This window comes from bacterium, from assembly GCA_035529855.1.
GTDB lineage: Bacteria > RBG-13-66-14 > B26-G2 > WVWN01 > WVWN01 > WVWN01.
Genome location: DATKVX010000044.1, coordinates 36,394 through 62,480 on the forward strand (window position 1 = coordinate 36,394; position 26,087 = coordinate 62,480).

General features: G+C 65.1%; 33 protein-coding genes. 12 read left to right on the forward strand and 21 right to left on the reverse strand.

Annotated elements, in window-relative coordinates; all coding sequences use genetic code 11:
• Positions 1-88 precede the first annotated feature (88 nt).
• Positions 89-829, forward strand: a complete 741-nt coding sequence (locus tag VMX79_04855) for a hypothetical protein (GenBank protein ID HUV86421.1) — start codon at positions 89-91, stop codon at positions 827-829.
• Between the two features lie 30 nt (positions 830-859).
• On the opposite strand, the gene VMX79_04860 is transcribed toward VMX79_04855, so the two are convergent.
• From VMX79_04860 to VMX79_04880, 5 genes are all read right to left on the reverse strand, one after another.
• Positions 860-1,102, reverse strand: coding sequence for a sulfurtransferase TusA family protein (locus tag VMX79_04860; protein HUV86422.1), 243 nt, complete (start codon positions 1,100-1,102; stop codon positions 860-862).
• A 39-nt stretch (positions 1,103-1,141) separates the two neighbouring features.
• Positions 1,142-1,669: a DsrE/DsrF/DrsH-like family protein gene (locus tag VMX79_04865; GenBank protein ID HUV86423.1), complete on the reverse strand. Its 528-nt coding sequence runs from the start codon at positions 1,667-1,669 to the stop codon at positions 1,142-1,144.
• A 236-nt stretch (positions 1,670-1,905) separates the two neighbouring features.
• Entirely contained in the window at positions 1,906-2,214 is a 309-nt protein-coding gene (locus tag VMX79_04870; protein HUV86424.1) for a hypothetical protein, read from the reverse strand.
• A 6-nt stretch (positions 2,215-2,220) separates the two neighbouring features.
• Positions 2,221-2,727: an OmpW family outer membrane protein gene (locus VMX79_04875; GenBank protein ID HUV86425.1), complete on the reverse strand. Its 507-nt coding sequence runs from the start codon at positions 2,725-2,727 to the stop codon at positions 2,221-2,223.
• Positions 2,728-2,783: 56 nt separating this feature from the next.
• Positions 2,784-4,385 carry an NAD(P)H-hydrate dehydratase gene (locus VMX79_04880; GenBank protein ID HUV86426.1) on the reverse strand — a complete coding sequence of 534 codons (1,602 nt, stop codon included), beginning with the start codon at positions 4,383-4,385 and terminating at the stop codon, positions 2,784-2,786.
• An 89-nt stretch (positions 4,386-4,474) separates the two neighbouring features.
• Between VMX79_04880 and VMX79_04885 the strand changes: the two genes are divergently transcribed.
• The 8 genes from VMX79_04885 (at position 4,475) to gatD (ending at position 13,535) form a co-directional block, all read left to right on the forward strand.
• Positions 4,475-5,572: a 3-dehydroquinate synthase family protein gene (locus VMX79_04885; protein ID HUV86427.1), complete on the forward strand. Its 1,098-nt coding sequence runs from the start codon at positions 4,475-4,477 to the stop codon at positions 5,570-5,572.
• Positions 5,573-5,798: 226 nt separating this feature from the next.
• Positions 5,799-6,539: a glycosyltransferase family 2 protein gene (locus VMX79_04890; protein ID HUV86428.1), complete on the forward strand. Its 741-nt coding sequence runs from the start codon at positions 5,799-5,801 to the stop codon at positions 6,537-6,539.
• A gap of 117 nt (positions 6,540-6,656) precedes the next feature.
• The gene (locus VMX79_04895) at positions 6,657-7,292 is read left to right on the forward strand and encodes a hypothetical protein (protein HUV86429.1); all 636 of its coding nucleotides are present in this window, start codon (positions 6,657-6,659) and stop codon (positions 7,290-7,292) included.
• Positions 7,293-7,300: 8 nt separating this feature from the next.
• Positions 7,301-8,527: an adenylate/guanylate cyclase domain-containing protein gene (locus VMX79_04900; GenBank protein ID HUV86430.1), complete on the forward strand. Its 1,227-nt coding sequence runs from the start codon at positions 7,301-7,303 to the stop codon at positions 8,525-8,527.
• An 8-nt stretch (positions 8,528-8,535) separates the two neighbouring features.
• On the forward strand, positions 8,536-9,129 hold the full coding sequence (locus tag VMX79_04905) for a hypothetical protein (protein HUV86431.1): 594 nt from the start codon (positions 8,536-8,538) through the stop codon (positions 9,127-9,129).
• A gap of 147 nt (positions 9,130-9,276) precedes the next feature.
• Positions 9,277-11,220, forward strand: a complete 1,944-nt coding sequence (gatE, locus tag VMX79_04910; GenBank protein HUV86432.1) for a Glu-tRNA(Gln) amidotransferase subunit GatE — start codon at positions 9,277-9,279, stop codon at positions 11,218-11,220.
• A 24-nt stretch (positions 11,221-11,244) separates the two neighbouring features.
• Positions 11,245-12,084, forward strand: a complete 840-nt coding sequence (locus VMX79_04915) for a prenyltransferase/squalene oxidase repeat-containing protein (protein HUV86433.1) — start codon at positions 11,245-11,247, stop codon at positions 12,082-12,084.
• 47 nt (positions 12,085-12,131) lie between these two features.
• On the forward strand, positions 12,132-13,535 hold the full coding sequence (gatD, locus tag VMX79_04920) for a Glu-tRNA(Gln) amidotransferase subunit GatD (GenBank protein HUV86434.1): 1,404 nt from the start codon (positions 12,132-12,134) through the stop codon (positions 13,533-13,535).
• Between the two features lie 63 nt (positions 13,536-13,598).
• Here gatD and VMX79_04925 read toward each other — a convergent pair whose 3' ends face one another.
• Positions 13,599-13,721: a hypothetical protein gene (locus VMX79_04925; protein HUV86435.1), complete on the reverse strand. Its 123-nt coding sequence runs from the start codon at positions 13,719-13,721 to the stop codon at positions 13,599-13,601.
• 56 nt (positions 13,722-13,777) lie between these two features.
• Here VMX79_04925 and VMX79_04930 point away from each other — a divergent pair, with 56 nt between their 5' ends.
• Positions 13,778-14,932 carry a saccharopine dehydrogenase C-terminal domain-containing protein gene (locus VMX79_04930; protein ID HUV86436.1) on the forward strand — a complete coding sequence of 385 codons (1,155 nt, stop codon included), beginning with the start codon at positions 13,778-13,780 and terminating at the stop codon, positions 14,930-14,932.
• Positions 14,933-15,008: 76 nt separating this feature from the next.
• On the opposite strand, the gene VMX79_04935 is transcribed toward VMX79_04930, so the two are convergent.
• From VMX79_04935 to VMX79_04970, 8 genes are all read right to left on the reverse strand, one after another.
• Positions 15,009-15,539, reverse strand: a complete 531-nt coding sequence (locus VMX79_04935; protein ID HUV86437.1) for a 3-isopropylmalate dehydratase — start codon at positions 15,537-15,539, stop codon at positions 15,009-15,011.
• A 2-nt stretch (positions 15,540-15,541) separates the two neighbouring features.
• The gene (locus tag VMX79_04940) at positions 15,542-16,789 is read right to left on the reverse strand and encodes an aconitase/3-isopropylmalate dehydratase large subunit family protein (GenBank protein HUV86438.1); all 1,248 of its coding nucleotides are present in this window, start codon (positions 16,787-16,789) and stop codon (positions 15,542-15,544) included.
• A gap of 22 nt (positions 16,790-16,811) precedes the next feature.
• Positions 16,812-17,246, reverse strand: a complete 435-nt coding sequence (locus VMX79_04945; protein ID HUV86439.1) for a hypothetical protein — start codon at positions 17,244-17,246, stop codon at positions 16,812-16,814.
• 21 nt (positions 17,247-17,267) lie between these two features.
• Positions 17,268-17,621: a hypothetical protein gene (locus VMX79_04950; protein ID HUV86440.1), complete on the reverse strand. Its 354-nt coding sequence runs from the start codon at positions 17,619-17,621 to the stop codon at positions 17,268-17,270.
• Between the two features lie 42 nt (positions 17,622-17,663).
• Positions 17,664-18,563 (reverse strand): nitroreductase family protein, encoded by a 900-nt coding sequence (locus tag VMX79_04955; GenBank protein HUV86441.1) that lies wholly within the window; start codon positions 18,561-18,563, stop codon positions 17,664-17,666.
• 81 nt (positions 18,564-18,644) lie between these two features.
• Entirely contained in the window at positions 18,645-18,869 is a 225-nt protein-coding gene (locus VMX79_04960; GenBank protein HUV86442.1) for a type II toxin-antitoxin system HicA family toxin, read from the reverse strand.
• A complete protein-coding gene (locus tag VMX79_04965; protein ID HUV86443.1) occupies positions 18,869-19,111 on the reverse strand; it encodes a type II toxin-antitoxin system HicB family antitoxin in 243 nt (80 codons plus the stop codon). Before VMX79_04965 ends, VMX79_04960 begins: the two co-directional genes overlap by 1 nt.
• 19 nt (positions 19,112-19,130) lie before the next feature.
• Positions 19,131-20,249: an isocitrate/isopropylmalate dehydrogenase family protein gene (locus VMX79_04970; GenBank protein ID HUV86444.1), complete on the reverse strand. Its 1,119-nt coding sequence runs from the start codon at positions 20,247-20,249 to the stop codon at positions 19,131-19,133.
• 90 nt (positions 20,250-20,339) lie between these two features.
• Between VMX79_04970 and VMX79_04975 the strand changes: the two genes are divergently transcribed.
• The gene (locus VMX79_04975) at positions 20,340-21,032 is read left to right on the forward strand and encodes a Crp/Fnr family transcriptional regulator (GenBank protein HUV86445.1); all 693 of its coding nucleotides are present in this window, start codon (positions 20,340-20,342) and stop codon (positions 21,030-21,032) included.
• A 115-nt stretch (positions 21,033-21,147) separates the two neighbouring features.
• On the forward strand, positions 21,148-21,945 hold the full coding sequence (locus VMX79_04980; protein HUV86446.1) for a 4Fe-4S binding protein: 798 nt from the start codon (positions 21,148-21,150) through the stop codon (positions 21,943-21,945).
• A 65-nt stretch (positions 21,946-22,010) separates the two neighbouring features.
• Here the strand turns inward: VMX79_04980 and VMX79_04985 are convergent, their stop codons facing one another.
• The 7 genes from VMX79_04985 to VMX79_05015 form a co-directional block, all read right to left on the reverse strand.
• The gene (locus VMX79_04985; protein HUV86447.1) at positions 22,011-22,490 is read right to left on the reverse strand and encodes a hypothetical protein; all 480 of its coding nucleotides are present in this window, start codon (positions 22,488-22,490) and stop codon (positions 22,011-22,013) included.
• Positions 22,487-22,981, reverse strand: coding sequence for a 3-isopropylmalate dehydratase (locus tag VMX79_04990; protein HUV86448.1), 495 nt, complete (start codon positions 22,979-22,981; stop codon positions 22,487-22,489). The genes VMX79_04985 and VMX79_04990 overlap by 4 nt, the downstream gene beginning before the upstream one ends.
• Entirely contained in the window at positions 22,968-23,096 is a 129-nt protein-coding gene (locus tag VMX79_04995) for a hypothetical protein (GenBank protein ID HUV86449.1), read from the reverse strand. Before VMX79_04995 ends, VMX79_04990 begins: the two co-directional genes overlap by 14 nt.
• Before the next feature lie 4 nt (positions 23,097-23,100).
• Positions 23,101-24,357, reverse strand: a complete 1,257-nt coding sequence (locus tag VMX79_05000) for a 3-isopropylmalate dehydratase large subunit (protein ID HUV86450.1) — start codon at positions 24,355-24,357, stop codon at positions 23,101-23,103.
• Between the two features lie 61 nt (positions 24,358-24,418).
• Positions 24,419-24,955: an HD domain-containing protein gene (locus tag VMX79_05005; protein ID HUV86451.1), complete on the reverse strand. Its 537-nt coding sequence runs from the start codon at positions 24,953-24,955 to the stop codon at positions 24,419-24,421.
• Between the two features lie 13 nt (positions 24,956-24,968).
• On the reverse strand, positions 24,969-25,745 hold the full coding sequence (locus VMX79_05010; GenBank protein ID HUV86452.1) for a citryl-CoA lyase: 777 nt from the start codon (positions 25,743-25,745) through the stop codon (positions 24,969-24,971).
• A gap of 31 nt (positions 25,746-25,776) precedes the next feature.
• Positions 25,777-26,085, reverse strand: a complete 309-nt coding sequence (locus tag VMX79_05015) for a nucleotidyltransferase domain-containing protein (GenBank protein ID HUV86453.1) — start codon at positions 26,083-26,085, stop codon at positions 25,777-25,779.
• Between the last annotated feature and the right edge of the window lie 2 nt (positions 26,086-26,087).

Sequence of the window (26,087 nt, forward strand, 5' to 3'; positions counted from 1 at the left end):
AAAGCGGTCGCCTTTTTTTCAACTTATCCCCTCGCGGATATTATATTATAGTCTACGTCAAAAAACCACCAAAAAGGGGGCCGCGGTTATGAAACGTTCGGACTGGTTACTATATCTGGCCGTCGCGCTGGTCGCGTTGTCTACCCTCGTTTACGTAATCCACTTCGCCATCTTCCGCGACGCCCACCACATATTCATCTATCTCGTCGGCGACATCGCCTTCGTCCCGATAGAGGTCCTGCTCGTAACCGTCATCATACACCGGCTGCTCGGCCAACGCGAGAAGCGCGCCCTGCTCAATAAATTGAATATGGTCATCGGCGCCTTCTTCAACGAAGTCGGAACCGACCTCCTGAAACGTATTATCGCCCTCGACGAAGACTTCGACGATGTCCGCCAAAACTTGCTCTTGAACAAGGAATGGACGCATCGCGACTTCGTCCAGGCCGGTAAACGGATGGCCGAATACGACTACACCATCGAAGTCGGGCCGGAAGCCCTGGACGAGCTTCGGGACTTCCTCCTCGCCAAAAGGGAATTCCTGCTAAGGTTGCTGGAGAACCCCAACCTGTTGGAACACGAATCGTTCACCGATTTGCTGTGGGCCGTAACCCACCTCGCCGAGGAACTGGCGCACCGCGACGGGGCGTACGGCCTGCCGGCCGCGGACTACGAACACCTCGCCGGCGACATCAGGCGGGCGTACGTGCGGATCATCGGCGAGTGGCTCCAATATATGGAGCACCTCCAGCGGAAGTACCCGTACCTGTTCTCGCTCGCGGTCCGGACCAACCCCTTCGACCCGGCGGCCTCGGCCGAAATTAAATAAAAAGCCCGCCGCGGCGCCGCGCCGCAAACCCTACCCGCCGCCGGCCGCCGACCTCTTGCGGATAACTATCTTGTACCCCTCGTCGGCCTCCTCCAACGAGACCAGCTCGTGGCCGGTCACGCGGCACCAATTCGGGAAGTCGTTCTCCACGCCCGGGTCGTCGGCCAGGATCGTAACCGTCTCGCCCTCCGCGACGCCTCCTATCGCCTCCGCCGCCCGGGCGATGGGCACCGGGCAGTAGAGCCCTATGCAATCCACGGTTTTATCGGCCATACCGAACCCCGCTATCTCCGGCTGCGCCGGCGCCGACGTTTAAATGAAAAGATGTACGTCGCTCTCGAGCGCCTCGGCCAGAAAGGTCGCCACGCCCGCGAATTCCGTTACCTCCGGCCGCACGTTGGCGCGCGGGGTACCCAGCGCCTCGAGCGACGTCGTGCACGCGATGAACCGTACGCCCAAACTCGCGCCCAGCTTGATAAGCTCGTCGAGGTTCGCCATACGCGAGTCGCGCATCAGCCGCGCCGTCAACCGCCGGCCCAAACCCCAAAACGAGAACCGGCTCGGGTTCATGTACTTGCCGCCGCCCGGGTTAAGATAAGCGAACGCCCGCCGGAGGGCTCGGGCGCCGAAGAGGCCGATACGCTTCGGCTCCTCCCCGGGCGCGGGCGCCGGCGCCACGCCGTCCTTGCGGACGGCGTTCAGGCCGAAGAAGGTGCAGAAGACGGCCACCTCCATACCCATCGACGCGCCGCCGACGGCGATATTCATACAGGCCAGCGCGCGGTCCAGCTCCCCGGCGCACAACACCAACGCCATCTTTCTCTTCTTCTCGTCGACCATATCGCCCCTGCCTTTTTTACGCCGGTCGTAACATGACGAGCCGCCGCCCTCCACCGGGCGGGTAACGCGACGTTCTTATAACATAATTATAATTACTCCTGTCAAACATAACCGGCCTGACGCCCTTGCCGCGGGACGGCATTTTAAACGCCGGCCGCGAGGCCGGCGTCGTCGAGCGAACTTATATGGCTCCATTTAAGCCGAGGCCGAAGTCCGTCGGCGCGAAACGCCACCGCCTAATCCCAGTCGCGCCATTCGTCCTCCCGTTCCTTACGTTCGGCCTTCTCGGGTTTCGGCGCGCGCCTGCGGCCCGGGCGCCGCTCGCTCGAGGCGCGAGCGCCGGCCAACTCCTCCCTTAACGCCCTCCAATCCACGGCCGCGTCGGGGAAGCGGCGCTCCACCTCCACGATAACGGCGTCGTCTATGGCCGGCTCGCGGCCCAGGTAGCAGAGGACGCGCTGGTGGACGTAACTCCTGCCGCCTACCTTCCGTCGCTCGTTCTCCACCAGGTACGCGTACGGCCCTTTGAAGCGTATGAAGGCCACGGAACGTTAGAAACCGCCGGCGCCGAGGCTGAACCTGAACGCGGGGTACCCGCTGTCGAAATTGCCGGCGTCGGGAACGACGTACTCCACGCCGACGCCCAGGCCCAAGTTCTTCGTCGCCGCGACGTTTAACCCGACCGAGCCGGCGTACCCCCACATATTGTCCGAACCTTCGAGCGCGCCGCTCCACCATTTCCGGGCGTAGACCAGCCCCAGGCCGGCGTACGGGTCGAAATTCTTCGTCAATACGAAGTGATAGGCCACGCGCGGGATTATAGGCATGAAGTTGTACGTCGTATCGTTAAGAGAATAGCGCGCGTAGCCGACCTCGAGCGACGGCACGACGTGTTTATTCACCCAGTAATAGCCGTTCCCGGTAAACATCGGCGTGTACGAAGAGTCCTCTTCCGCCGGTTTGAAGATAGTTACGCCCAGGCCGAAGCCGAGGCGCCCGGCCGAGGCCGTGGACGCCAGCGCGATACTCAATAAGGCCGGAAGGACGGTCCGTTTCATAAACGTACCTCCTGCGTTCGATTTAATAATTCCGGCTTGCTTCGCCACCCGGTGCGTTAGCCGTACGACGCGAACAAATTATCCAAACCCGGGTCGCCCTCGCCCGGGCCTTCCTCTATCACTCGGAACGCGGCCGGCAGCGCCTCCAGGACGTCGCAGGCCACCAGCGACCGCTCGCCCGAGGCCTCCGCGGCGATGTCGGCGGCGAGGCCGTGGACGTACGCGCCGGCCCGCGCGGCCGCCGCGGGGGACGCGCCCCCCGCCAGGAACGCGAGGACCACGCCCGTCAGTACGTCGCCGCTGCCGCCGCTGGCGAGGCCCGGGTTGCCGGTCGGGTTAAGCCACGTCTCCTCGCCCGGCGCCGCGATTACGCTCAGGTAACCCTTCAATATGACGGCCATACCGGTACGGGCGGCGAGCTCGCGGGCCCACCGCGGCCTGTCGCGCTGCACGTCGTCCGCGCCCACGCCGAAGAGCTGCGCCATCTCGCCCGGGTGAGGCGTCAATACGCCGCGGAGCCGCGACGCCGTCAACCCGTCCAGGCCGAGGAGGTACAGGCCGTCGGCATCGACGACGACCGGGCACTTAACGCGGCGCGTCACGTCGCGCAACAACGCCGCGGTTTCGCCCGCGCGGCCCAGCCCCGGGCCGATAGCGACGGCGTCCGCCGCGGCCGTCTTCTCTACGACGGCGCGCGCGGCCCCGGCCGCGAGCGCGCCCTCCGGCGTCTGCGGCAGCGGGTGCGACAGACATTCCAGCGTCGCGGCGCTGAAGATGACGTCGAGCTCGGCCGGCAGGCCCACTTCCACCAGACCCGCGCCGGCCCGTAAACAGGCTTGCGCCGCCAACGCCGCGGCGCCGCTCATACCGCGCGAGCCGGCCAATACGTACGCCCGGCCCGCGGCCCCCTTATGTAAATTAAGCGGCCTTAACGGCAGTAAACCCGCGACTTCTTCCACCGCCGGTATCCGCGCTACGTAGCCCGGCGCTTCGCCCGAAGGCTCGAAGGCCAGCTCGTCGACGGCGGCGCCGGGGTAGCCGACGGCGGCCACGTGGATATCTCCGGCGTAGCCCCGCCCGGGAAATTGCAGCAGGCCTATTTTAGGCAGGCCGAACGTTACCGTGGCGTCCGCGGCGACCGCCACGTCCGGCACGGCACCCGTGGCGGCGTCAACGCCGGAGGGTACGTCGACCGCGACCACCGGCCCGCCCGCCCGGCGCAGCGCCGCCGCCGCTTCCGCAAACGGGCCGGCCAGGCCGCCGCGGCTGCCGGTCCCCAACATGGCGTCCAGCGCTACGCCGGCCCGGCCTACGTCGCGGCCGAAACGGCGACGCTCGTACTCCTCGAGCTGGCCGCCGCAATTGACGAACGACTTACAATTCGCGGCCGCGTCGCCCTTCAACCGGGCCGCCGGCCCGAGCAAGTGCACGGCGACGTCGAAGCCGGCGTCGGCCAAATACCTCGCGGCCACGAAACCGTCGCCGCCGTTGTTGCCCGGGCCCGCGGCGACGGCGACCCGGTTTCCTTCCGCCAACGCCAGCGCGACCACGGCCACGGCCGCGCCCGCCCGGTCCATCAAGACCGAAGACGGGACGCCGAAGCCGTCGATGGCGCGACGGTCGACGTCGCGCATCTGCAGCGGCGTTACTACCTTCACGAAAGCGATTATAGGGCTTCGCCCCGAAGAGGTCAAGAATATCTTGCCCCGCGGAAGCCGTTGTGGTATTTTCACGCGAGGCAAAGGCTATGTACGATATAGAAGTCAAACATGCGGGCGCGTCGTACCGCGTACACGGCGAACGCGGCGCCCTCGCGCGCGCCGGCAGCCTCCTTCGCGAGGCCGCGCCGGACGCGCGCCGGACCTTCATCGTCACGGACGAACACGTCAGGCCGCTGTACCTCAAAGCGCTCGCCCCCGCGCTCGAGCGCGCGGGTTTCGCCGTCAGGTCCGCCGCCGTACCCGCGGGCGACGATGCCAAAAGCCTCGCCCAACTCGCGGACTTATACCGGGATTTCACCGCGGCGGTGGTCAGCCGGTCGGACGTGGTGGTGGCGTTCGGAGGCGGCAGCGTGTGCGACGTCGCCGGCTTCGCCGCGGCCACCTTCAAACGCGGCGTGCCCTGGGCCGTGGTCCCCACGACCCTTTTGGCCCAGCTCGAGCTGTGTCTGGGCGGCGACGTGGGCATCGACGTCGACAACCTAAAAAACCAGGTCGGTACGTTCCACCAACCGCGGGCGGTAATAGTCGACGCCGAGCTGTTGGCGACGCTGCCGGCCAAGCATCTCTCCGCCGGCCTCGCCGAAGCGGTAAAATACGCCGTACTCGGCGGCGAGGAAGCCTTCGCATATCTCGAAAACAACGCGCCGTTGCTTTTGCGGGCAAGCGTCGAATTGGACGCCGTCGTCGAGAGGGGCCTGAGGTATAAGGCTTCGGTGCTGGCCTCGAGAGAACGCGGCCCCGGCGAATACCACCTCCTCGAGCTGGGGCGTACGCTGGGCCGCGCCTTCGAGAGCGCGAGTCGGTTCGCCCTTAACCACGGCGAGGCGTTGGCCGTGGGCCTGATATACACCGCTCTCCTCTCGGAGCTGCGAGGCGAAATCGCGACCGAGGCCGTCATACGCGTCGCGGCGCTTCTGCGGCGCTTTAACCTCCCCACTTACTTGCCCACTTTAAACCTGGATAAAACGCTCGAGGCGCTGGTCGCCGGAAAGCCGACGGCGGGCGGCGAAATTTACGTGGCTATGCCGCGTGATATCGGACAAGTCATCGTGGAACCCGTCGCCGTACGCACCGTGGCCGAGCTCCTTCCGCAGATCCACCGCCTGGCCCGGAGTATGCCGTAGCGCCGCCTAACGGGCCGGCCCGACGTGGTCCCGAAAAGGGAAAACCCTAAGGCGTATCATCCTCGAGCGGGACGTCGCGAGACACCGGCCGTTCGGTAAGGGCGGCCCGAAGCGCGCGCGCGACGTCGCGCAATACAATCCCCGGGTGAATCGGCACGGCCGCGCATGCTTTATAAACCTTGCCCGCGTCGCGCCGTTATGGTAGTAATTGAAGCAATCTAAATTTATGGTAAAAAAGCTCGAAAACGTCAAACCCTCGATAACCGTAATATTCCCCGCCTTCAACGAGGAGGCCAACGTCGTCGCGTCGGTGGAGGGCGCGCGCGAGGCGCTGGCGACGCGCCACGGGGATTTCGAGATCGTCGTTGTGGACGACGGCTCGACGGACCGGACGCCGGCGCTGGCCGACGAGCTCGCGGTCAAATACGCCGAGGTAAAAGCGATACACCACGACCGCAATTACAAGCTGGGCCGGACGCTGCGCACCGGCTTCGCCGCGGCCACCAAGGACCTCGTCTTCTACACCGACGCCGACCTCCCCATAGACTTCCGCGACGTCCACCGCGGCGTCGATTTACTGCTCCGGGACGGTGCCGACGTCGTGGCGGGCTACCGGCTCGAGCGCGGCGACAGCTGGTGGCGCAGCATATATTCGGTCGCGTATAACCGATTGATTAACGCGCTCTTCCGGCTGGGCGTGCAGGACGTCAACTTCTCGTACAAGCTGTTCACCAAAAAGGCCTTGCAAAAGCTTCCGCTGACGTCGGAGGGGTCCTTCATTGACGCGGAAATGCTCGCCCGGGCGAAGTTGGCGGGATTGCGCGTTACCCCGCTCGGCGTCCACTACTTCCCCAGGCGCGCCGGGCGGTCGACCCTCGCGTCGCCGGGAGTTATCTTGAAAATATTGGCCGAAATGAGCCGGTTTTGGTGGCGGGCGTGGCGACCCCGGAGCAGGCGTGCGGACTAACGGAGGCCGTAAATCATCATTTTTAAAGGACGAAGGTTTGTTGACCAAAAAGCTGCTGTGTGATAGAATGTTGTTGAACGAAAGCAGGAGGCGCGGACGCAACGCGGGACGGTAACGATGGGATTTCGCTTGTTCGACGTACTGTTCGCGGTGGTACTCGTCTTGGCGGCGGTCGCCGTTGCCGCCGCATTTTACCTCGTTTCGCCCTACCCGGCCGTAATAGTCGCGGCCTTCGCCGCGGGCGCTACGACCTTCCTTTACTTAACCGTACGGGCTAAACTGGGCGGCATCTTGGAGACGGTGGAGCGGCGGCTCGCGACGCAAGAGCACGAGGCCGCGGAGCACCGCGCCGCCCTCGACAAATCGTTCGCCGAAATCGAACGCCTGACGCGCACGATACGGGAACAGGTCCAAGCGGCGAACGAGAAGAGCGCCCGGGAAAATGAGGCGCTGCGGAAGAACGTAAACGACGTACTCGCCCGATTCGCCGCCCAGATCGAAAAAACGACCTCGACGGTGGACGACACCAAACAGGTTCTGGACAAGAAGGCGGCGGTACTTCACGAACGAGTAAGGGAACTGGAGCATTACCGGGAAGAGACGGCGAAGCTGCTCGCCGGCTTCCGGGAGGAGTTCGACACGTTCACTACCGACGAACAGCACTTCCGCGAAGTTATGGAAGCCAGCCTGGCCGAGAGGGTCTCGTACCTGGAAGATTTCATCCGCGAAAAACGTAAGAGCTTGCAGATCTAACAACGGGCATGGCAGAGGAAGGAAATAACAACGAAATCCGGGCCACGGTCCTATTCGTGGACATCATAAACTCGACCGGGATATCGGGCGTCCAGGACGCGGTCAGCTACAACAAGATGCTCACCGAATTCCAGTCGCTGATGTTCGACGTTATCGTAGACCACGTCCTACGCTACCGCTACGTACCGCGCGAAAGCATGTCCGGCCGCGGCGTAGACATACGAGTGGGCGAAGATTACGAATGGGACATCGAGGGCGACGAGGTGCGCGTATTCCTGTACTCGGGGAATACCGAGTACGACGTGCGCTCCGCGCTGCAACTGGGCGCGAAGATGAAACTGGCCTGGCTCACTTCGGACTTCAATTACGGAGCCTTCGAGGACAAGGGGCTCGTATTCGACGTCGGCATAGGGGTGCATACCGGGAAAGTAATCCGCGAAACCAAGGACTGGCGGGTGCGCAGCCGCGACGCCGTGCCCCGCATCGACGGTTTTACGATAAACATCGGGAAAAAGGTAGAGCAATATTCCCGCTCGGGCCAGGTCTACGAATTCTTCGTAAGCGGAAACGTCCGTTCGATACTCGAGCAAAGCAAAAATTTCGCCGTCAAGTTCTCCTCGGACAAACAACAGAAACTTAAAGATTCCGCGATTACCATCGCCATCTTCGAGGTGGTCTCATTTCTCGACCACGAGATATTCGTTTTCCTCCCGGAAGCGCTCAAGAAGCGCACCCTCGACCGCGCCTTGGAGTTGGTCCAAACCGCCCACCTGCGCCGCGACCTCTTCTGGTTGTATTTGCTCGTCATGAGGTTCTGGCTGATGGACGTTACGGGCAAGGAGGAATCGCGGGACGCGGCGGACCGCATCATCCGCCTGGGCTCCGCGGTGATGAACTTCGCCTCGCAGCTGAGTAAACCGGAACAGACGTACGTGCGGGATTACCTTTCCTCGGTCAACAATATGATCGCGCTCGCCTATACCGCCCGCGGCCTCGAGTCCGACCAGCTCTTCGCACGGAAGATCTTCAATATGACGCTGGGTAAAATCGACCGGCAAAACATACCGGCGCGCCTCCACCTCGCCCGTTACCTGCTGGAAGCGGGCGACTTTAAGGCGGCCACGAAACACTGCGCGGACATACTAATGCTCGACCCCGGCAACCCGACGGCGAAAGCGATCATAGGCAGGGCCGCGGGCGAAGCGGCGCGCCACGGCGCCGAAACGCCGCGGTAAAACCCGCTATGGGTAAACGGTTTAACACGCTAATAATACTCCCGGCGCTCGTCGCGCTCGTCGGCCTCGCCGGGGCCGAAACCGGGCCGCTGCCCAAAGGCGTAATAAAAGCCAAAAAGGTCGGAACCGTCCCCACCGCGGTTTGGCTCGCCGAGTGCCAGACGGTATTCGAAGACTTCCTGGAAACGCGGAAGGACCTGGACGAGCTGGTGGAAGCGGGCGGCTTCGCCGACGCCCCGGGCCGGTTGGAGCAAGCTATTATTAACCAAACGGTGCCGGCGGCCAAGGCCGCGGTCGACTTCTGCGCCGCGTACGTCCCCGATACGAAATGGGGCGAGCAACTCCGCCTCGAGATCATCGACGCCACGGTAAGCTCGCTGGCGGCGGACGCTCACGTCGTCGACGTCTTGCAAGGCAAGGCCGAATCCAAGGTTCCCGTCGCCGATATGCTTATGGAGCAGCGGGAGGTCAGCAGCGACCTTATCGCCCGCGTTCACCAGCGCATCTTAAACGCGCCCAAGAAATACCGCTCCAAGCCGGAGGAGCTGGCGCCGTCGCGGGAATACTACTTCCAGGACTTCCACTATCGCGCCCGGCGTTAAACGTCCTGAATTAACCGTACTCGGATTTCCCGGCCCGCCGCGGCCGGTTTTTAACGTACGCCACGGCCGGAAAACACTTTATCGGCGGCGGCCGTTATGTTATAAATTCGAGTTTGGACGCCGGCCTTCTACCCGCGCCTGCGAACGATGCCCGCCATAACAAACGTCAAACCCTTCGGCACGCTAGCCGACGACGACTACCGCGAGATAGGCTTCCGCGGCGGCCTCGAGATCCACCAACAACTCCTGACCGCCTCCAAGCTCTTCTGCCGCTGCCCCGCGGGCCTTTACTCGTACGACTACGACGCCAAGATCCTGCGCCACATGCGGCCTACCCTCTCCGAAATGGGCGAGTACGACGGCACCGCGCTCATGGAATTCAAGACTCGCAAGAACATAATCTACCGCACCAAGCAGAAGAGCTGCTGCACCTACGAGATGGACGATACGCCCCCCTTCGATATGGACGAGGAATCCATCGACGCCGGCCTGAAGGTCTCGCTGCTGTTGAATTGCAACGTCGTCGCCGAGATGCACATCATCCGCAAACAATACCTCGACGGCTCCATCCCCACCGGTTTCCAACGTACCGCCATCGTGGGCGTCGAAGGTTACGTGCCGTATCGGGGCCGGCGCATCGGCATCAAACAGCTCGCGGTGGAGGAAGACTCTTGCCGCGAGGTGAGCGACGAGGGCCACGAACGGACCTACCTCACCGACCGCCTGGGCATGCCGCTCATCGAAACCGTTACCCACCCCGATATGGAGACGCCGTGGGAAATCGCCGAGGTGGGGCAACTCCTGCGCCGCCTCACCCGTTCCACCGGCCTCGTGCGCACCGGCATCGGCGCGGCCCGCGAGGACGTAAACGTGTCCGTCGCCGGCGGCACCCGCGTCGAGATCAAAGGCGTGCCGCGCCTCAAGGCCATACCGCGCCTCGTCCACAATGAGGCCATGCGGCAGCGGGCCCTACTCGACATACGCGCCGAGCTGAAGCGCCGAGGGATAACGGCCAGGTCTTTCCGAGCCGCGGTGGAGGACGTGTCGGGCGAATTCGCGAAAAATGCGCGCCGGCCCCCCGGCCGGGCCGTCCTGGACGGCGGCCGCGTCTACGCCGTGGCGCTCCGCGGTTACCGCGGCATCCTCGGCGCCCGCACCCAGGAGACCAAGCACTTCGTGGACGAGATATCGGACCGGGTACGCGTCGTAGCATGCCTCGACCGGCTGCCGAATATCTTCGACGACGAGACCTCGCGCCGTCGTATGGACGGAGCTATCTGGCGCCGCCTGCGCCGCAAGCTTAAAACCGACCGCGGCGACGTCGTCGTGCTGGTGTGGGGGCCGCCGGCCGACGCCCGCCTGGGCGCCGACGAGGTCGTACTCCGCGCGCGGGAGGCCACGCTGGGCGTGCCGTCCGATACGCGCCAGGCCCTGGCCGACGGCACCAACGGCTTCGAACGGATCTTGCCCGGGCCGGACCGGATGTACCCCGATACCGACCGGCCGCCCATCACAATATCGGAAGAACGCGTCGCCGCGCTGGCGGCGGACCTCCCGGAACCGATCTGGGCGCGCGAAGAGCGCTACCGGGAGGGGGGCGTCCCGGAGGATTGCATCGCGCCGCTCGCCGCGTCGCGTTGGGTCCGTACGTTCGAAAAAGCCGTAAACGAGTACGGCGTCGAGGCCAAATTCGCGGCCACGGTATTCATGCACAAGTTGAAGGGGTGGCGGCGGCGGGGGCGGCCCGTGGACGAGCTGGCCGAGGGCGACGTCGAAAGGGCGTTTTCCCTTTATGGCCGGGGAAAGATTACGCGGGAAGGCGTCGTCGCGGCGCTCGAGGCTCACGTGTCCCGCGGCGTGCCGCTGCGCCGCGCCCTCAACGACCTGCGACACGGCCGGGAAGCGAGGGAACGCGTCGCCGCCGCCGTAAAAAGAGTAAAACGAAAAGTCAAAAGACGCCGCTTCCCCGCCGGCCCCGCGGCGGTAAAGCGCTTCGCCATGGGCGAGCTAATGGCCGAGTTCCGGGGGCTGATACCCGGCGCCGAGTTGGCCCAAATCGCGACGGAAGAAATATCGCCGGCTGCTGGATAAGGGTACAGCCGGGAGGATGCCGATATGGAACCGCTTACGAAAGCGTCGGAATACGTCATCGGGGCTGGGAAGGCATATCACCTTCTCGAGCTCAGCCTCGCCGGCGTCGACGTACCGCGAGCCCTGGCCGACCTCGTCGCCGAAATCACCGGCTCCCAAAACGACGACGGCTCCTTCGTCGGCACGCGCGCCACAGGGGAACCGGGGAGCGTCCCCGTCACCGCCGGCGTGGTGGAAATACTCGCCCGGGAGGGCGCCGCCGACGCCGCGACGAAGGGCGCGGCCTGGCTCGCGGCGATGCAGCGGCCCGACGGCGGCTTCTGCGAGAACCCGGCGCTGGCGGCCGACCTCAAACCGGAATGGGATTGGTTCTCGGCCCAAAACGCGGTGACGTGGATAACGGGCGACGCGATCGTGGCGCTCGCGGCCGTAGGCGTTTTCGATAAAAATATTACCCTCGCCCGGAATTTCCTGTTGCGGACGCGTAACAAGGACGGCGGTTGGCCGGGGCAGGTGGCGCCGGACTACCCGGACCGGACGGACTTGTGGACCATCCCGGGCGTCGTGCGGGGCCTCCTGGCGGCGGGGATCGCCCCCAACCACGACGCCTTCGCCGGCCTATCCGCAGCGCTGGCCCGTCAGAAGGAACGCTGGCGCAACCCGGTCGAAAATCCGCTGCCGGCCTTCCTCGCCCTCGGCCGGCGCGGGACCGACGGCGACGTCCAAGAATGTTTAAAGTTACTGGCCCAAACGCAAAACGACGACGGCGGTTGGCCGTACCTCGCGGGCGACGAATCGCATCCCGACCCGACAACGGCCGTCGTCGCGCTGCTCGCGAAGTATAGGCTCTCGTTACCCGCTTGAAGAACCGGGCGCGTACTACCCCCACTCTTTATATGAGGTAACGCGGCATGGCGAAAAAGGAAACGGAGCAAGACCTTTACAAAGGCTACCGCGGCGCCGCGCTCAAATGCCTTAAGAAATACGGCGTCAAGGTTTGGAGCGACGTCGTCATCGACTCGGGCCGGGGCCGCTTCGAGGGAAGGGTACTACCCCGCGCCGAGTCCGGTGACGACCAGCACATCGTCATCAAGATCGCCTCCGGGTACAACGTCGGCGTCGCCGCCGCTTCTATAACCGGCATAGAAGAAACCGGCCGCACCGTCGCCCATTACAAGATTCCCGAGAAGGAGTTCCCGTTTAAAAAAGGCCAGCCGTTCGTGAAGCTTCTGGGTACCGGCGGCACCATCGCCTCCCGCCTGGACTACCGCACCGGCGCCGTCATCCCGGCCTTCACGCCCGGCGAGCTCTACGGCGCGGTCCCGGAATTGGCCGACATCTGTAACCTCCGGACCGAAAAGCTCTTCGGCGTCTTCTCCGAAAACATGGGCGCCGAGGAATACGTCGTCCTGGCCGAGGCCATCGCCCGCGAGATCAAGAAGGGCGCGGACGGCATCGTCGTAGGCCACGGCACCGATACCATGCACCACACCGCGGCGGTCCTATCGTTCATGGTGCAGAACCCCCCCGTCCCCATCGTCCTCGTCGGCAGCCAGCGCTCCAGCGACCGCCCCTCCTCCGACGCCGCGCTCAACCTCATCCACGCCGTCAAGGCCGCCGCGGAATCGGACATCGCCGAGATAATGGTATGCATGTTCGGGCCTACCTCGGACATCTACGGCCTCCTCCACCGCGGCACCCGCGTCCGCAAGATGCACTCGTCCTACCGGTCGACCTTCCGCACCATCGCCGACGTCCCTCTAGCGACGGTGGACCGCGAGTGCATCACGCCGCTGCGCGACGACTACGCCCGCCGCCGCCCGGGCGACCGCAAATGCGTCCTGAACACCGCCTTCGAAGAACGAGTGGCGCTTATATATTATTACCCCAACATGCACCCCGACATCTTCGACGCGCTCGTCGACCTGGGCTACCGCGGCATCGTCATCGCCGGGACCGGCCTGGGCCACGTCAACAAGCCCTGCTATCCGGCGCTCAAGCACGCCCGGGAGGCCGGCGTCGCCGTCTATATGACGGTTCAGACGCTGTGGGGTTACGTCCACATGGACGTCTACGAGACGGGGCGCGATATGCAAACCCTAGGCGTCATCCCGGCCGAGAATATGCTGCCCGAAGTCGCGTACGTCAAGCTGTGCTGGGCGCTGGGCCAGACCGACGACCTCGACGAAGTCAAGCGGATAATGCTCACCCCGGTCGCCGGCGAAATCACCGCCCGGGAACCCACCAACGGCTACCTCATCCTCCAGGGCGGCCTACCCGAGGTCGAGGAGTTCATCAGCGGCCACTGGAAATAGCGGCCGCGCCGCGGAATAAAAAGGCCGGCCCGCGGGCCGGTTTTTTACGTTAAAAACGATTCCCTATAATTGGGGTTCGTCGAGGGCGATGACGGCCAACTCGTCGCCCGCCTCCAACCGGAAGCCGATGTCCGGGTTGACGTGCGCCTTCTCCTCGCGATCTAAAAACTTTATACGCCTTGACAACGCCGTAGCCCAACCTTAACCTTGGCCGCGTATCGCGACGTTAAAGGAGGATGCAAATGCGCGCCGTAATCATAGGCGCGGGCCGGATGGCCGAAGCGGTACTGCGCGATTTCGCGACCCACGGGCCGTTCGACGAGGTGACCGTCGCCGACGTGGACGCCGCGCGCGCGGAGGAGCTCGCGCGCGCGCGGGGAGGCGGCCTGGCGCGGGCCGTCGCGGTCGACGCCGGCGACGAGGAAGCCGCGGCTCGAGTAATCGCCGGCCACGACGTATGCGCGTCCGCGGCGCCGTACCGATATAACCTCACCCTCGCCCGAGCCGCTATAGCGGCCGGCGCCCACTTCGTCGATATGGGCGGCAACAACGACGTCGTCGCCGCCGAGCTCGCGCTGGACGGGGATGCGAAGGCCGCGGGCGTGACCGTCGTCCCGGATATGGGCCTGGCGCCGGGGATGACGAACGTTCTGGCCGCGGCGCTGATATCCGGGTTCGACGACGTTCGCGACGTGCACCTCCGCGTCGGCGGCCTGCCCCGCGACCCCCAACCGCCGCTCGGCTACGCCCTCGTCTTCTCGGTATACGGCCTGATTAACGAATACGCCGAGCCGTGCCTGATATTAAAAGACGGCGACGTCGCGACGGCTCCGCCGCTAACCGGCGTCGAGGAATTCGAGTTTCCGCCGCTGGGCCGGCTCGAGGCGTTCCACACCTCGGGCGGCTCCTCGACGCTGCCGCATACGTACCGCGGCCTGGTGCGCGAGCTGGACTATAAAACGATAAGGTACCCGGGCCACTCCGCCGCGGTCAAACCGCTCTTCGACCTCGGCCTGGCGAGCGAGGAAGAAGTCTCCGTCGGCGGCGTACGGTTCAAACCCCGCGACGTGCTCGCCGAGCGCCTCGCCTCGGTCCTACCCGAAGGCGAAGACGACGTCGTGCTGGTAAGGTGTTGGGCTGCGGGCACGGCTCGAGGCGAGGAGAAGGCCGCGTCGCTCGAGCTGGTCGACTACGCCGACGCCGCGAGCGGCCTTACGGCGATGCAGCGGACCACCGGTTTCCCGGTCGCCGTGGCCGCGGCGACGCTGGCTTCCGGCGGCGCAAAAAAAGCCGGCGCCTTCCCGCCGGAAGTCGCGCTCGAGCCCGGGCCGTTCATAGCGGCGTTGCGGGAGCGGGGGTTGGATATCCGATACGGCGGACTTAAGGCCAACGGGTAAAAAATCCCCGAACGGGCCGAAAGAAACAACAGAAGCGGCGGATTTTAAATCCGCCGCTTCGCTTAATTTTCGTCCGTTAACCCAAGCAAGCGCCGTAGGCGAAGAGGTCGCCCGCCAGATAGATGTCCATCTGTACGCGCGAGAACGGCCTCGCCGCCGCGAGCTTACCGCGCGTCCGATTTTCCAACTCGCCCGTCTGAAAGTTGACCCTCAAAACGTCGCCCGCCGCGAGCTCCAATTTAACCAAGTCGGGGCATTCCACCAAAGGCCAGCCGGCGTTTATCGCGTTCCGCTTGTAGATGGCGCCGAAGGAGATGCCGACGATGCCGGCGACGCCCAGCGCGCGGAAGCAGTCGACGGCGTGCTGTCGGCTCGAGCCCGCGCCGAAGTTCGCGCCCACCGCCAAGATGTCGCCGCGCTTCGCCTCCGCCGGGAAATCTTCCCAGCCCGCGAGGTTGCCGAAAGCGTACCGGCCCATTTCGCCGACTTCCGTTTCGGCGAGGTAGGCGTTGTGGTAGATCTGGTCCGTATCGACGTCGTTCAGATAAGCCCCCGACGCGTCGACGACGGGCCACACGCGGCCCTCTATTACCAGCGGCCCCGCCACAATCACGCCACCTCCCGCGGGTCGGTAATGCTCCCCATCAGCGCCGAGGCCGCGGCCGTAGCCGGCGAACAGAGGTACGTCTCGCCGGCGCCCTGTTTGCCGGGGAAGTTGCGATTGGAGGTCGAGACCTGGACCTCTCCTTTGCCGGTCATACCGATTTGGCCCTGGGCGCAGCCGCCGCAGCCGGCGTTGGAGACGACGAATCCGTAGCCGAAGAGCTCCGCGGCCAGCCCCTCCGCCAGCATCGCGCCGTAGACGCGACGCGTCGCCGGGACGGCGTACGCCACCACGCCGCCGGCGACGGGCCGACCCGACATCACCCGGGCGACGGCGCGGAAGTCCTCCACCCGACCGTTGGTGCACGAGCCGAAGAAGGCCGAGCCTATTTCCTTCCCGGCGACCTCGCTCGCGGCTTTGACGTTGGCCGGCGACGGCGGGCACGCCACCAGCGGCTCGAGGCCGTCGACGTCGAGCTCGTACGTCGCCTCGTAGGAGGCATCCTCGTCGGCATAGACGCCCCGCACTTCCGCCCCCGCGGCCCCCTCGCACCACGCGAGCACCTCCTCGCTCGGCGGGATGAAAATAGCTATGGCGCCCATCTCCGTCGCCATCGACGCGACGGTGACCCGCTCCTCGACGGAGAGGGCGTCCGCGGCGGGCCCGTACAACTCCACCGCCTTGCCCAACAGGCCGCTCGAGCCGAACTCGCGGAGCATCGCGAGCGCCACGTCCTTGGCCGTCGTAGGCCACTTGTATTTACCTTTCAATACGACTTTTACCGAAGGCGGGACCTCGAGCCAGGTACGGCCGGTGCGGAAGGCGAACGTTATGTCGGCGTCGCCCATCCCCTGGCCCAGGCAGCCGACGGCGCCCACGACGTTCATGTGGCTGTCGGTATTGACCACCGTCCCGCCCGGGCGCGCCAGCCCCTCCTCCATCAAGACGTGCGAGCCTATGCCGGCGTCGACGTCGTATACCTTAATGCCCTGCCGCGCGGCGAACTCGCGGCAGAGTTGTTGGTTGTTGGCGTAGGGGATATCCTTGGCGGGGACGACGCAGTCGAAGGTAAAGAACGTCCGCGAGGCATCGGCCACCGGCATAGAGGTATAATGTCGGTCGAAGCTTCTAACGACGCTCGCGCCGCCGAAGTCGCGCGCGGCGCGGACGTCAAGCTCGAGCCAGACGGTAGCGCCCGGGTAAACCTCGTCGCCCGAGTGAGCGGCGATGATTTTTTCTATAATAGCAGGCACTTCTATCGGGGGTAAATCGCGCCTATCTCTTTTTTAAATTTTCGGTTCCCACTTTCGTACTGCCTTTCCCCGCCCACGTGCCGTCGAGGGAGCCGTCCGCCTTTACCGCGTACGCGACGACGCCGTAGCCCTGCGGCCCGGCGAAGCCGACCACGAAGGTATTCCCCTTCAGGATGCCGGCGCCCTCGTAGCCGAGCTTCCCGTCGAAGTACCACATCACGCCGTACGCGTCGCCCTTGCGGGAAACCGTCACGTCGCACTCGTAGGAGCCGCCTTCGGGGTTGGTGCCGGAGCCGGTATACTTGCCCGCGACGCCGGCGGCGCTTACCGGTTCCTTCCCGCCCTCGCCGAAGGGCAACGGCCCACCCGGGCCCTCTCTCATCTCCTTCAACTTTTTACAGGCGCAAAAGGAGCACGCCAGGGCGAGCACCGCCGCCAAGCGTAACCACTTCTCCACCGTCTTCCTCCGTTCCCGAAGCTATTTCTTCGTCAGCGTCTCCCGGCCCAGGCCGTCGAAACCGGGCGTCGTCCAGATACCTTCCAACGCGCCGTCGCCCTTGATTTCATATACCACCACGCCGTACCCTTGGCCGGAGGCGTAGCCCACGCAGAAGAGGCCGTCCTTCACGATGCCGACGCCCTCGTAGCCGAGCGCGCCGTCGAATAACCATTGGACCGCGTATGCGTCGCCCGTCCTGGTTATCTTGACGTCGCAGGCGTACGAGCCCTGGCCGCCCGGGTTGGTGCCGGCCCCCTTGTACTCGCCGACGACGTCGCCGAAGGCCGCCGCGGCGAGGGCGCACGTTAAAATCAAAAATCCGAAAACTCTCATCGAAGACCTCCTACATTCGATATCCCGTCGATAGGGATAACCTCAGCGCCACTCTACCTCGGGCGCGCCGCGGCCTATGGCGCGGCGGTATTTATATTTGGGATAGCCGAGCGCTAACGCGGCGTAGACGGCGTGGTCTTCCGGCAAACCCAGCGCTTCCCTGACCTCTTCGCTGCGGGCCGCGGCCGCGGTGAGCCAACCGACGAAGCACGTCCCCAGGCCCATGGCCGTCGCCATCATGACGAGCTGGGCGGCGGCGTAGTACGCCGTTTCCCGCGGCATTATCGCCGCCACCGGCGCGTGGAGGACGAGGACCACCGGCGCGTCGTGGAAGAGGTCGTCGCGGCCCGCGTCGTACGCCTCGACCAACCGCTTCATATCGTCCACCAAGGCGTAGGCTCCCAGCTTATCCTCGCGTTCGGCCACGGCGCCGTAAACGGTGCGGAGTATGGGGTTCTTCAGGCGCCGCACCGCTGTCCGGTGCCACTCCGCCGTCGCGTCGCGGACGCGGCGGATGCGCTTGGCCTCGCTCAGCGCAAGCACGCGAACCGGCCTGAGGTTGTGCGCGCTGGGGTACGACGACAGCGCCCGGCGTACCAACTCCTCCACCGCTTCGCGCGTAACCGGCTTGTCGCGGAAGACGCGGACCGAGCGTCGCGCGCGCAAGAGCGTCTCCAGCGCCGCCACGGTGGGGACCTTCCTGGCGCCGAGGGTCTTTATCGTGCCCTCCGGGTAGGCCTCGTGTTCGATGGCTTCCTCCGGGCACAGCGCGACGCAGTGGCCGCAGCTGATGCAACGCTCCGGGTACGACGCTACGGCGAACTCCTCCAGCTCGTAGACGTCCTGGGGGCACGCCTCGACGCAGACGCCGCAGGCGTTGCATTTTACTTCGTCGACGTTTATGGCCGGCGGCTCGAGCGCCGGCTGGCTTTTATCAGTCATATCCCTGCGTAACGTAAGTCCCGTAAGTTCTCTTCGGAACGGTTTTAATAAGGAAGAGTTAACCTCCGGCGTTAGCCGATTCTATAACTCTAAAAATTCCCGTACCGTCAAACCGGCCTGTTTAATAATCGCTCGCAACGTCCCCTCCGTTATGTCGCCCCCGCGGTGGAGTACCATCGTACGCCGACGGCTAGCCGGGTTCCGCCAAATTTTGCGACTACCTTTGGCGCTTCGGTCGAACTTGAAGCCGGCTCGCCGTAATTTCGCCGCTACGTCGGCGTACTTACAACCCGCCAGTCGCCCCACTAAACCGCCACCGGCACCAGCAGCTCAAACTCGCCTTCGGCCGCCTCTTTCAACTTGGGCGGCACCGGGTCGCCGTGCTCCAGGTACGACTCGTACAGCTTACGCACCGCGTCCTGGGCGAACTCCACCGTTTCGGCGATGGTCCGCCCTTCGACCACCAGCCCCGGGACGTCGTCGCTGGTGGCGACGTAACCCCCGTCGCCGAGGGGCTCGAGATGCAGTTTTATTAATACTTCCGCCATTTCCGACTCCTCGGATTTATCAAACCCGCGCCGCCACAGCTTCCGCCATCTCCAGCGTGGAGCTTGAGCCGCCCATATCGTACGTGCGGACGCGGCCCTCCGCGATGACCGCGGCGACGGCGTTCTCCAAGGCCGCGGCCTTGTCCTCCTCGCCCAGGTACTCCAGCATCATCCGCGTCGCGAGCAGCGTCGCCGTCGGGTTGACCTTGGACTGGCCCGCGTACTTGGGCGCCGAGCCGTGCGTGGGCTCGAAGACGGCGTAGTCGTCGCCTATGTTGCCGGCGCAGGCGAAGCCCAGGCCGCCGACGAGCTGCGCGGCCTCGTCCGAGATGATGTCGCCGAACATGTTCTCGGCCACCAACACGTCGTAGTCCTGCGGGTTCTTGACGAGCCACATCGCCATAGCGTCGACGTTGGCCTCCCACAGTTCGACGTTCGGGTAGTCCTTCGCCACCTCGCGCGCGGTCCGGACCATCAGGCCGCCGGTCTCCCGCAGGACGTTGGGCTTCTCCACAATCGTTACCGAGCGGCGGCCTTTCTTCTCCGCGAACTCGAACCCGGCGCGCACGATGCGCGCGCACGCCTTCTTCGTCATTATCCGCGTCGAGATGGCGAGCTCGTCCAGCGGCACGCCCGCGAACGCCGCCATCTTCTTGTGGTTGGCCATAAGGCAATCGTAGACCGCCGGCGGGACCGGAGACCACTCCACGCCGGCGTACAGGCCCTCGGTATTCTCGCGGAAGATGACGAGGTCGACGTCGTCGCGGTAGTTGAGCGGGTTGCCGGCGTACGCCTTGCACGGCCGCATGTTGACGTAAAGGTCGAACTCCTGGCGCAGGCGGACGATGGGCGAATAGTAGACGTAGCCCTTATCCTGCAGCTCGGGCGCGAGCTCGCGCGCGGCCTCGTCCTTGGGCTTGGAGGTGATGGCGCCGAATAGCGCGCAATCGGTTCCGCGCATAAGGTCCTTGGTGCGTTCGGGCAGCGGGTTGCCCTCCGTGCGCCAGAACTCCCAGCCGATGTCGCCGCCGACGTACTCGGCGTCGAGCGCGAGGCGCTCCAGCACGAGCCGCGCCGCCTCCATAACGTCGCGGCCTATGCCGTCGCCCGGCAGCCACGCAATTCTGTATTTGGCCATAAAACCTCTCGGGGGAACTTGCTTTGGCGTATATATTAAATTAAAATAGGCCGGTTCTCAATTACTTTCCGAGCCGGCAGGGGTGCCCCTATGACGGACGACGTTAAAAAAGCGGCTCTGGCCGCTTCGCCGCTCTTCAAAAACCTCGCCCCGGCGGACGTGGGCCGCGTCGTCGGATTCTCCGTCTTCCGCGAGCTGGAGAAGGGAGAAGTCGTCTTCCGCGAGGGGGACGACGCAGCGGCCTTCTACGTCGTCGCCTCGGGCCGGGTCAAGGTTTTCAAGGAATCGGTCGACGGCCGTGAGCTTATCATAAAAATTATGCGCGCGGGGGACCTGGTAGGCGAGGCCGCCGCGCTGGCGGGCGTCCCCTACCCGGCGACGGCCCAGGCCCTCGACGACGCGGCCGCGGTAGAAATCCCGCGCCGCGAGTTCGTGGCGTTGATCGAAAACGAGCCGGACTTAGCGCTCAACATCATCGCCGCCCTCTCGGTCCGTCTGAACCAGATAAGCGCGGTACTCGAGAAGCTCACCCTTAAAGACGTGCCGGCGCGGCTGGCGTCGTACCTTCTGGAACGGGCGCGGGCCGGCGCCGACGGCCGGGAGTCCGTCGAGCTGGACGTGACTAAGACGTCGCTCGCGGCGGAATTGGGAACGGTCCCGGAGACGCTGAGCCGGGCGCTAAGGCGGTTCGCCGAAGCGGGCCTGGTAGCGTCCAAGGGCAGGCGTATAATCATTTTAGATAAAGCCTCGCTCGAGCTCGTCGCCGGCAGTCCGAACGGCTAGCGGCCGGCCCGGAAAAACTACGAGCCTTGACCCAGGTCAAGGCTTTTTTATCCCCGGCCTATTATACTGGATACGACGTTAAGGGAATAATCGAATCCGAAACAGGAGGTCCGTAATGACCAAAGCAACCAGAAAAATCGTCGAAATAGACGAAGGACTTTGCGACGGCTGCGGCCTGTGCGTTCCGTCCTGCGCCGAGGGCGCCATCCGGATCGTCGACGGCAAGGCCCGGCTGGCGAGCGAAATTTATTGCGACGGCCTGGGCGCCTGCCTGGGCGAGTGTCCGCAAGGCGCCATTACCCTGGAGGAACGGCCCGCCGAGGAGTTCGACGCCGCCGCGGTGGAAGAACACCTACAAGGGCTCGGCCGCGAAGGAGGCACGGACCGGCACGAACACGAGGCCGCGGACGCGGCCACCGGGAGCCACACCGCCGACCACACCTTCAGCTGCCCGGGCGCGCGTACGATGGTCTTGAAGCCGCGCGAAGACGAAGAGGGCACCGAGGTCGAGGCGACCGTAGAGGAGAAGTTGAAATCGGAACTCGGCCAGTGGCCCGTCAAGCTCTACCTCGTCGACCCCAACGCGCCGTATTTCCGGGACGCCGAGCTGCTGGTCTCCGCCGATTGCGCCCCCTTGGCCTACGCCGCCTTCCACCCCGACTTCCTCCGGGGGAAGGCCGTCGTCATCGGTTGCCCCAAGTTCGACGACGTCGCGCTCTACCGCGACAAGCTGACGGCCATACTGCGAGAAAACGACGTCCGCAAAGTCACGATCCTGCACATGGAAGTGCCCTGCTGCTTCGGCCTGGTCCAGGTGGCGAAGGAGGCGGTCGCGGCCTCGGGCAAGGATATACCCTTCGAGGACGTGACGGCGACGATACGGGGCGAGGCAACGTCCGCCGCTGGCGTTTAACCCCGGCCGAGGGTAACGAAAAGCCCGCCGCGACGGCGGGCTTTTTAAATCGTCCCTGAAAACCGCTACTCCTCGCCGGCAAAGGCGTCAACGAACTTCGCCAGCGCGTCCCTCTTGGCGTCGGCGTCCTCCGTGGGGTCGTAGTACGCCACGAGGACGAGCGCGCCGTTGGTCGCGACGGCGAATTCGCGTAGGACGTCCATCGCCAGCAGCTCGGCGTTGCGCTCGGCGCCGTACTCCCGGGCGAGGCCGTCGTCCGTGAAAGCGAACGCCTCGAGGATCACTTCGGGCCCCGCGCTGCTGTAGACGGCGTGCCACACGCACCCCTCCGGGAATTCGCGCGTGAGGTCGCCGCGGTTTTCGATGGGAATACCGGCCGACTTGAGCAGCGTCTCCGCGCGCGCCGCCTCCGGGAAGATGAGCTGCGCGGGCCGGGCCGTCTCCGCGACGGCGGCCTCGTCCCCGCCGGCCTGGCGGCCGTCGCCCTTGCCGCAGGCCGCCGCGATTAAAACGCACGTTACGGTTATGACTGCGAAGTCCCTCATTTATGCGCCAACTCCTTTTTAACGTAGGGCACCAGGCCGCCCGCCTCGAGTATGCCGAGCACCTCGGGCGGCAGCGGCGCGAATTCGTACTTCGAGCCGTCCGCGGCGGTCAGCTCGCCCGTCTCGAAATCAATAGTTATCTCGTCGCCGCCATTTATATATGGTATCGCTTCGGGGGCCGCGACCGTCGGTAGGCCGGCGTTGATGGCGTTGCGGAAAAATATCCGCGCGAACGACGCCGCTACCACCGCGGCCACGCCGGCGTACTTCAGGCACAACGCCGCCTGCTCGCGGCTCGAGCCGCAGCCGAAGTTCTTCCCGGCGACGACGATATCCCCCGGCTTCACGTTCTTCGCGAAACCGGCGTCGAGGTCCTCGAGGGCGTGCGAAGCTATTTCGCCCGGATCCGTAACGGTATAGGTGTACCGCCCGGGGAAGATGACGTCGGTGTTGACGTCGTCGCCGTACTTCCAGACCTTACCTTTTATCATCCCGCTTCCCCCGCAGCGACAACCACGTCGTCAGCATCACGGCGCCGAGGCCGACGAAGAGCAAAAAGGCCAGGACTACCAAGATAATTACGATTAAAAACACCAACGACTCCATGCCATCACGCCCTTACCGTCCGCGGGTCCGTAATCTTCCCATACAAAGCCGAGGCCGCGGCGGTCGCCGGCGAGCACAGATATACCTCGGCCTCGCTCGAGCCCATGCGGCCGCGGAAGTTGCGATTGGCGGTCGAGAGGCAGACTTCGCCCGCGGCCAATATCCCCTCGTGGGCGCCAAGGCACGGCCCGCAACCCGGGTTCATAATTACGCAGCCCGCCGCCGCCAGCGTCGCCAGCGCGCCGATGCCCAACGCCTCCAGGTACGTCGCCCGGCTGGCCGGGAAGACGAGGATCCGCACGCCGCGCGCCACGCGCCGGTTCCGCAAGATATCCGCCGCCGCCACCAGGTCGTCGACGCGGCCGTTGGTGCACGTCCCGACCACGACCTGGTCCACGCGCGTCCCGGCGACCTCCGCAACCGGCACGACGTTATCGACCGTATGCGGACACGCCACCCGGGGCCCGAGGCCGGCGACGTCGTAGCTCAGTACGCGTTCGTACGCGGCGCCGTCGTCCGGCAAGACTTCGTCGTATTCACGGCGCGCCCGTCCGTCGAGGAAGGCGCGCGTCTTCTCGTCCGGCGCGACGTACGCGTTCTTGGCCCCCATCTCCGCGGCCATGTTGCACAGCGTCATCCGCCCGGACACCGACGTCGCCGCCGCCGTCGCCCCGGCGAACTCCACCGACCGGTAAAGCGCGCCGTCCGCGCCCTGGTCGCCGATTATATAAAGGATTAAATCCTTGGGGTAAACGTCGGCGCCGAACTCCCCCGCTACTTCCACCCGCAGCGATTCGGGGCACCGGAGCCACAGCTTGCCGGTGGCGTAGAGCGCCGCCATCTCGGTCCGCCCGATGCCCGCGGCGAACGCGCCCAATGCGCCGTACGACGTCGTATGGCTGTCCGCCCCCAGAATCAGTTCGCCCGGCAGCGCGAAGCCCTGCTCCGCGAAGACCTGGTGGCATATCCCCTCGCTTATGTCGAAGAAGTGTTCGATGTCGTTCGCCGCGACGAATTCCCGGATCTCGAGGTGGTTCCGGGCGTACTTCTCCGACGCCGCGGGGACGCAGTGGTCCAGGACGACGACGGCCTTACCCGGGTCGGCGACGCGCTTCAGGCCGAACGAGGCGAAGGTCTTCGCGATGGCCGCGGTATTGTCGTGGGAAAGGAGGCGGTCCGGCTCGAGCGTGACGATTTCGCCGGCGGCCACGGGCCGGCCGGCCTTACGAGAAAATATCTTTTCGGCGAAGCTTTGAGGCATATCGGCCTTTACAACTTAAACGGCTTTCCCATGCGGTCAGGTGTTACCACCTGACCGGAGCTCACTTCAATTTAAACGGCTCGAAATTTATAAAGTCCGCGTGGTGTATTATTATGGCCTCCGGCGTCGCCCGGGCGCCCTCGCCCTCGCGGGCGTGCGTCGCGACGACGTGTACCACCGCCGGCGGCAGGCCGAACTCGTAGGCCAGCGCCGCCCCCGAGAACGGGTGCCGGAGCATCCGGCCCAGCTCCGACTTGACGAACGCGCCGCCCTCCTCGCGATACTCCAGCAGCTTGCCGACGTCGTGCAGCAGCGCCCCGGCGAGCAAGTGGTCGCGGTTTATATCCAGCCGGGAACCGTACGTCTCGGCCACCACGGCCGCGACGGCGGCCGCGCATCGCGTTACGGCGCGGGTGTGCTCGAGGTACGTCGCCGGGCACGGCTCGAGCAGCAGCGTGAACGGCATCCGCGCCATATCCTCGGGTTGCCAGCCGCCGCGCTCGAGCGCGGCCTCGTAGGCCGCGACGACCTTACCGCGCAGCGCGTCGTCTTCTATCTCCGCCAACTCCGGCAGGAGCTCGCTTATTTTTTCTTCCATAATGCACCTCGAGCTAAGTTAAATGCCTTTCGTCCGGGCCGTCGTACGCCCACGCCGACGGCTCGAGGCGCCGCATAGGCCGCTCGCGCGCCCGCTCCTCGAGAACGTGCGCCAGCCACCCGGGCATGCGCGCCAGGATGAAGAAGGCGTTGGCGGCGTACGGCTCGAAACCCAGGTCGAAGAGGCACGCCGCGATGGCGCCGTCGACGTTCAGCGGCAGCGCCTTGCCGGTAACGCTCGCCAGCGGCGCCTCGAGCGCGCGGACCATCGGAATACCCTCGCGCGCCAGGCCCAGCTCCTCCGCCAGCGCGAAGAGCCGCGCCGCCCGCGGGTCGTCGTCGTGGAGGCGGTGGCCGAAACCCTCCACCCGCCGGCCCGCCTCGCGGTAGCGTTCCACTATCGCCGCCGCGGCCTCCTCCCGTAAGACGCCCGCCTCCTTCATCTCGGCTAGCGCCTCGGCCAGCGCGTTCATACATCCCTCGACCGCGCCGCCGTGGAAGCGGTTGACGGCCAGGACCCCGGAGGCCAACGCGGCGTTGACCGGCGCGCCGGTAGAGGCCGCCGTGCGCGCCGCCAGCGTGGACGGCGGCGTTACGCCGTGGTCCACCGACGACACCAGTATGGCGTCGAGCAGCTTCCCCTCAGCCTCGCCGGGCAGCTCGCCCCGCAGCGCGAGCCATACGACCTCGGCGAAGCTCTTGCGGCCCATCAGCTCCTCGATGGGGTATCCGCGGAGGCGGATTTTATTCGGGCCGACGTCGGTGATTGCCGTGTGCCATTTATCAACCATAAAAATCTCCCGTTAACAACGCTATGACCTGCTACCCCCGCTCGGGCGAGTAGACGACGCGGCCTTCGCGCATCGCGTGCTGCACGAGGGGGCTCTCTCTTTTAGCGCGGTTGAACTCCGCGGGCGTGTACACGATCATATTCACCCTTTCACGGCTCTTGAGTTTTTCTTCGAAATATATCTGGCGCTCCTTGAACGGCAACTCGCTCGGGGCGACGACGATGAGACATATCTTCGAGTCGGCCCGGGCTTCGCCGCGGGCGACGGCGCCGTGGACGACGACGAACGTCGCCCCCGACATCACGAGGCGCGGGACGAGGAAATTAATCTCGGCCTCCATCT

Bases quoted from the DNA above. Each gene is read 5' to 3' on its own strand.
- VMX79_04875 (HUV86425.1), bottom strand. From the start codon at position 2,727: ATGAAACGGACCGTCCTTCCGGCCTTATTGAGTATCGCGCTGGCGTCC.
- VMX79_04980 (HUV86446.1), top strand. From the start codon at position 21,148: ATGACCAAAGCAACCAGAAAAATCGTCGAAATAGACGAAGGACTTTGC.
- VMX79_04990 (HUV86448.1), bottom strand. From the start codon at position 22,981: ATGATAAAAGGTAAGGTCTGGAAGTACGGCGACGACGTCAACACCGAC.
- VMX79_05010 (HUV86452.1), bottom strand. From the start codon at position 25,745: ATGGTTGATAAATGGCACACGGCAATCACCGACGTCGGCCCGAATAAA.
- VMX79_05000 (HUV86450.1), bottom strand. From the start codon at position 24,357: ATGCCTCAAAGCTTCGCCGAAAAGATATTTTCTCGTAAGGCCGGCCGG.
- VMX79_04900 (HUV86430.1), top strand. From the start codon at position 7,301: ATGGCAGAGGAAGGAAATAACAACGAAATCCGGGCCACGGTCCTATTC.
- VMX79_04860 (HUV86422.1), bottom strand. From the start codon at position 1,102: ATGGCCGATAAAACCGTGGATTGCATAGGGCTCTACTGCCCGGTGCCC.
- VMX79_04865 (HUV86423.1), bottom strand. From the start codon at position 1,669: ATGGTCGACGAGAAGAAGAGAAAGATGGCGTTGGTGTTGTGCGCCGGG.
- VMX79_04955 (HUV86441.1), bottom strand. From the start codon at position 18,563: ATGACTGATAAAAGCCAGCCGGCGCTCGAGCCGCCGGCCATAAACGTC.
- VMX79_04995 (HUV86449.1), bottom strand. From the start codon at position 23,096: ATGGAGTCGTTGGTGTTTTTAATCGTAATTATCTTGGTAGTCCTGGCC.
- VMX79_04895 (HUV86429.1), top strand. From the start codon at position 6,657: ATGGGATTTCGCTTGTTCGACGTACTGTTCGCGGTGGTACTCGTCTTG.
- VMX79_04930 (HUV86436.1), top strand. From the start codon at position 13,778: ATGCGCGCCGTAATCATAGGCGCGGGCCGGATGGCCGAAGCGGTACTG.
- VMX79_04985 (HUV86447.1), bottom strand. From the start codon at position 22,490: ATGAGGGACTTCGCAGTCATAACCGTAACGTGCGTTTTAATCGCGGCG.
- VMX79_05005 (HUV86451.1), bottom strand. From the start codon at position 24,955: ATGGAAGAAAAAATAAGCGAGCTCCTGCCGGAGTTGGCGGAGATAGAA.
- gatE (HUV86432.1), top strand. From the start codon at position 9,277: ATGCCCGCCATAACAAACGTCAAACCCTTCGGCACGCTAGCCGACGAC.
- VMX79_04970 (HUV86444.1), bottom strand. From the start codon at position 20,249: ATGGCCAAATACAGAATTGCGTGGCTGCCGGGCGACGGCATAGGCCGC.
- VMX79_04965 (HUV86443.1), bottom strand. From the start codon at position 19,111: ATGGCGGAAGTATTAATAAAACTGCATCTCGAGCCCCTCGGCGACGGG.
- VMX79_04975 (HUV86445.1), top strand. From the start codon at position 20,340: ATGACGGACGACGTTAAAAAAGCGGCTCTGGCCGCTTCGCCGCTCTTC.
- VMX79_04855 (HUV86421.1), top strand. From the start codon at position 89: ATGAAACGTTCGGACTGGTTACTATATCTGGCCGTCGCGCTGGTCGCG.
- VMX79_04890 (HUV86428.1), top strand. From the start codon at position 5,799: ATGGTAAAAAAGCTCGAAAACGTCAAACCCTCGATAACCGTAATATTC.
- VMX79_04885 (HUV86427.1), top strand. From the start codon at position 4,475: ATGTACGATATAGAAGTCAAACATGCGGGCGCGTCGTACCGCGTACAC.
- gatD (HUV86434.1), top strand. From the start codon at position 12,132: ATGGCGAAAAAGGAAACGGAGCAAGACCTTTACAAAGGCTACCGCGGC.
- VMX79_04915 (HUV86433.1), top strand. From the start codon at position 11,245: ATGGAACCGCTTACGAAAGCGTCGGAATACGTCATCGGGGCTGGGAAG.
- VMX79_04950 (HUV86440.1), bottom strand. From the start codon at position 17,621: ATGAGAGTTTTCGGATTTTTGATTTTAACGTGCGCCCTCGCCGCGGCG.
- VMX79_04905 (HUV86431.1), top strand. From the start codon at position 8,536: ATGGGTAAACGGTTTAACACGCTAATAATACTCCCGGCGCTCGTCGCG.
- VMX79_05015 (HUV86453.1), bottom strand. From the start codon at position 26,085: ATGGAGGCCGAGATTAATTTCCTCGTCCCGCGCCTCGTGATGTCGGGG.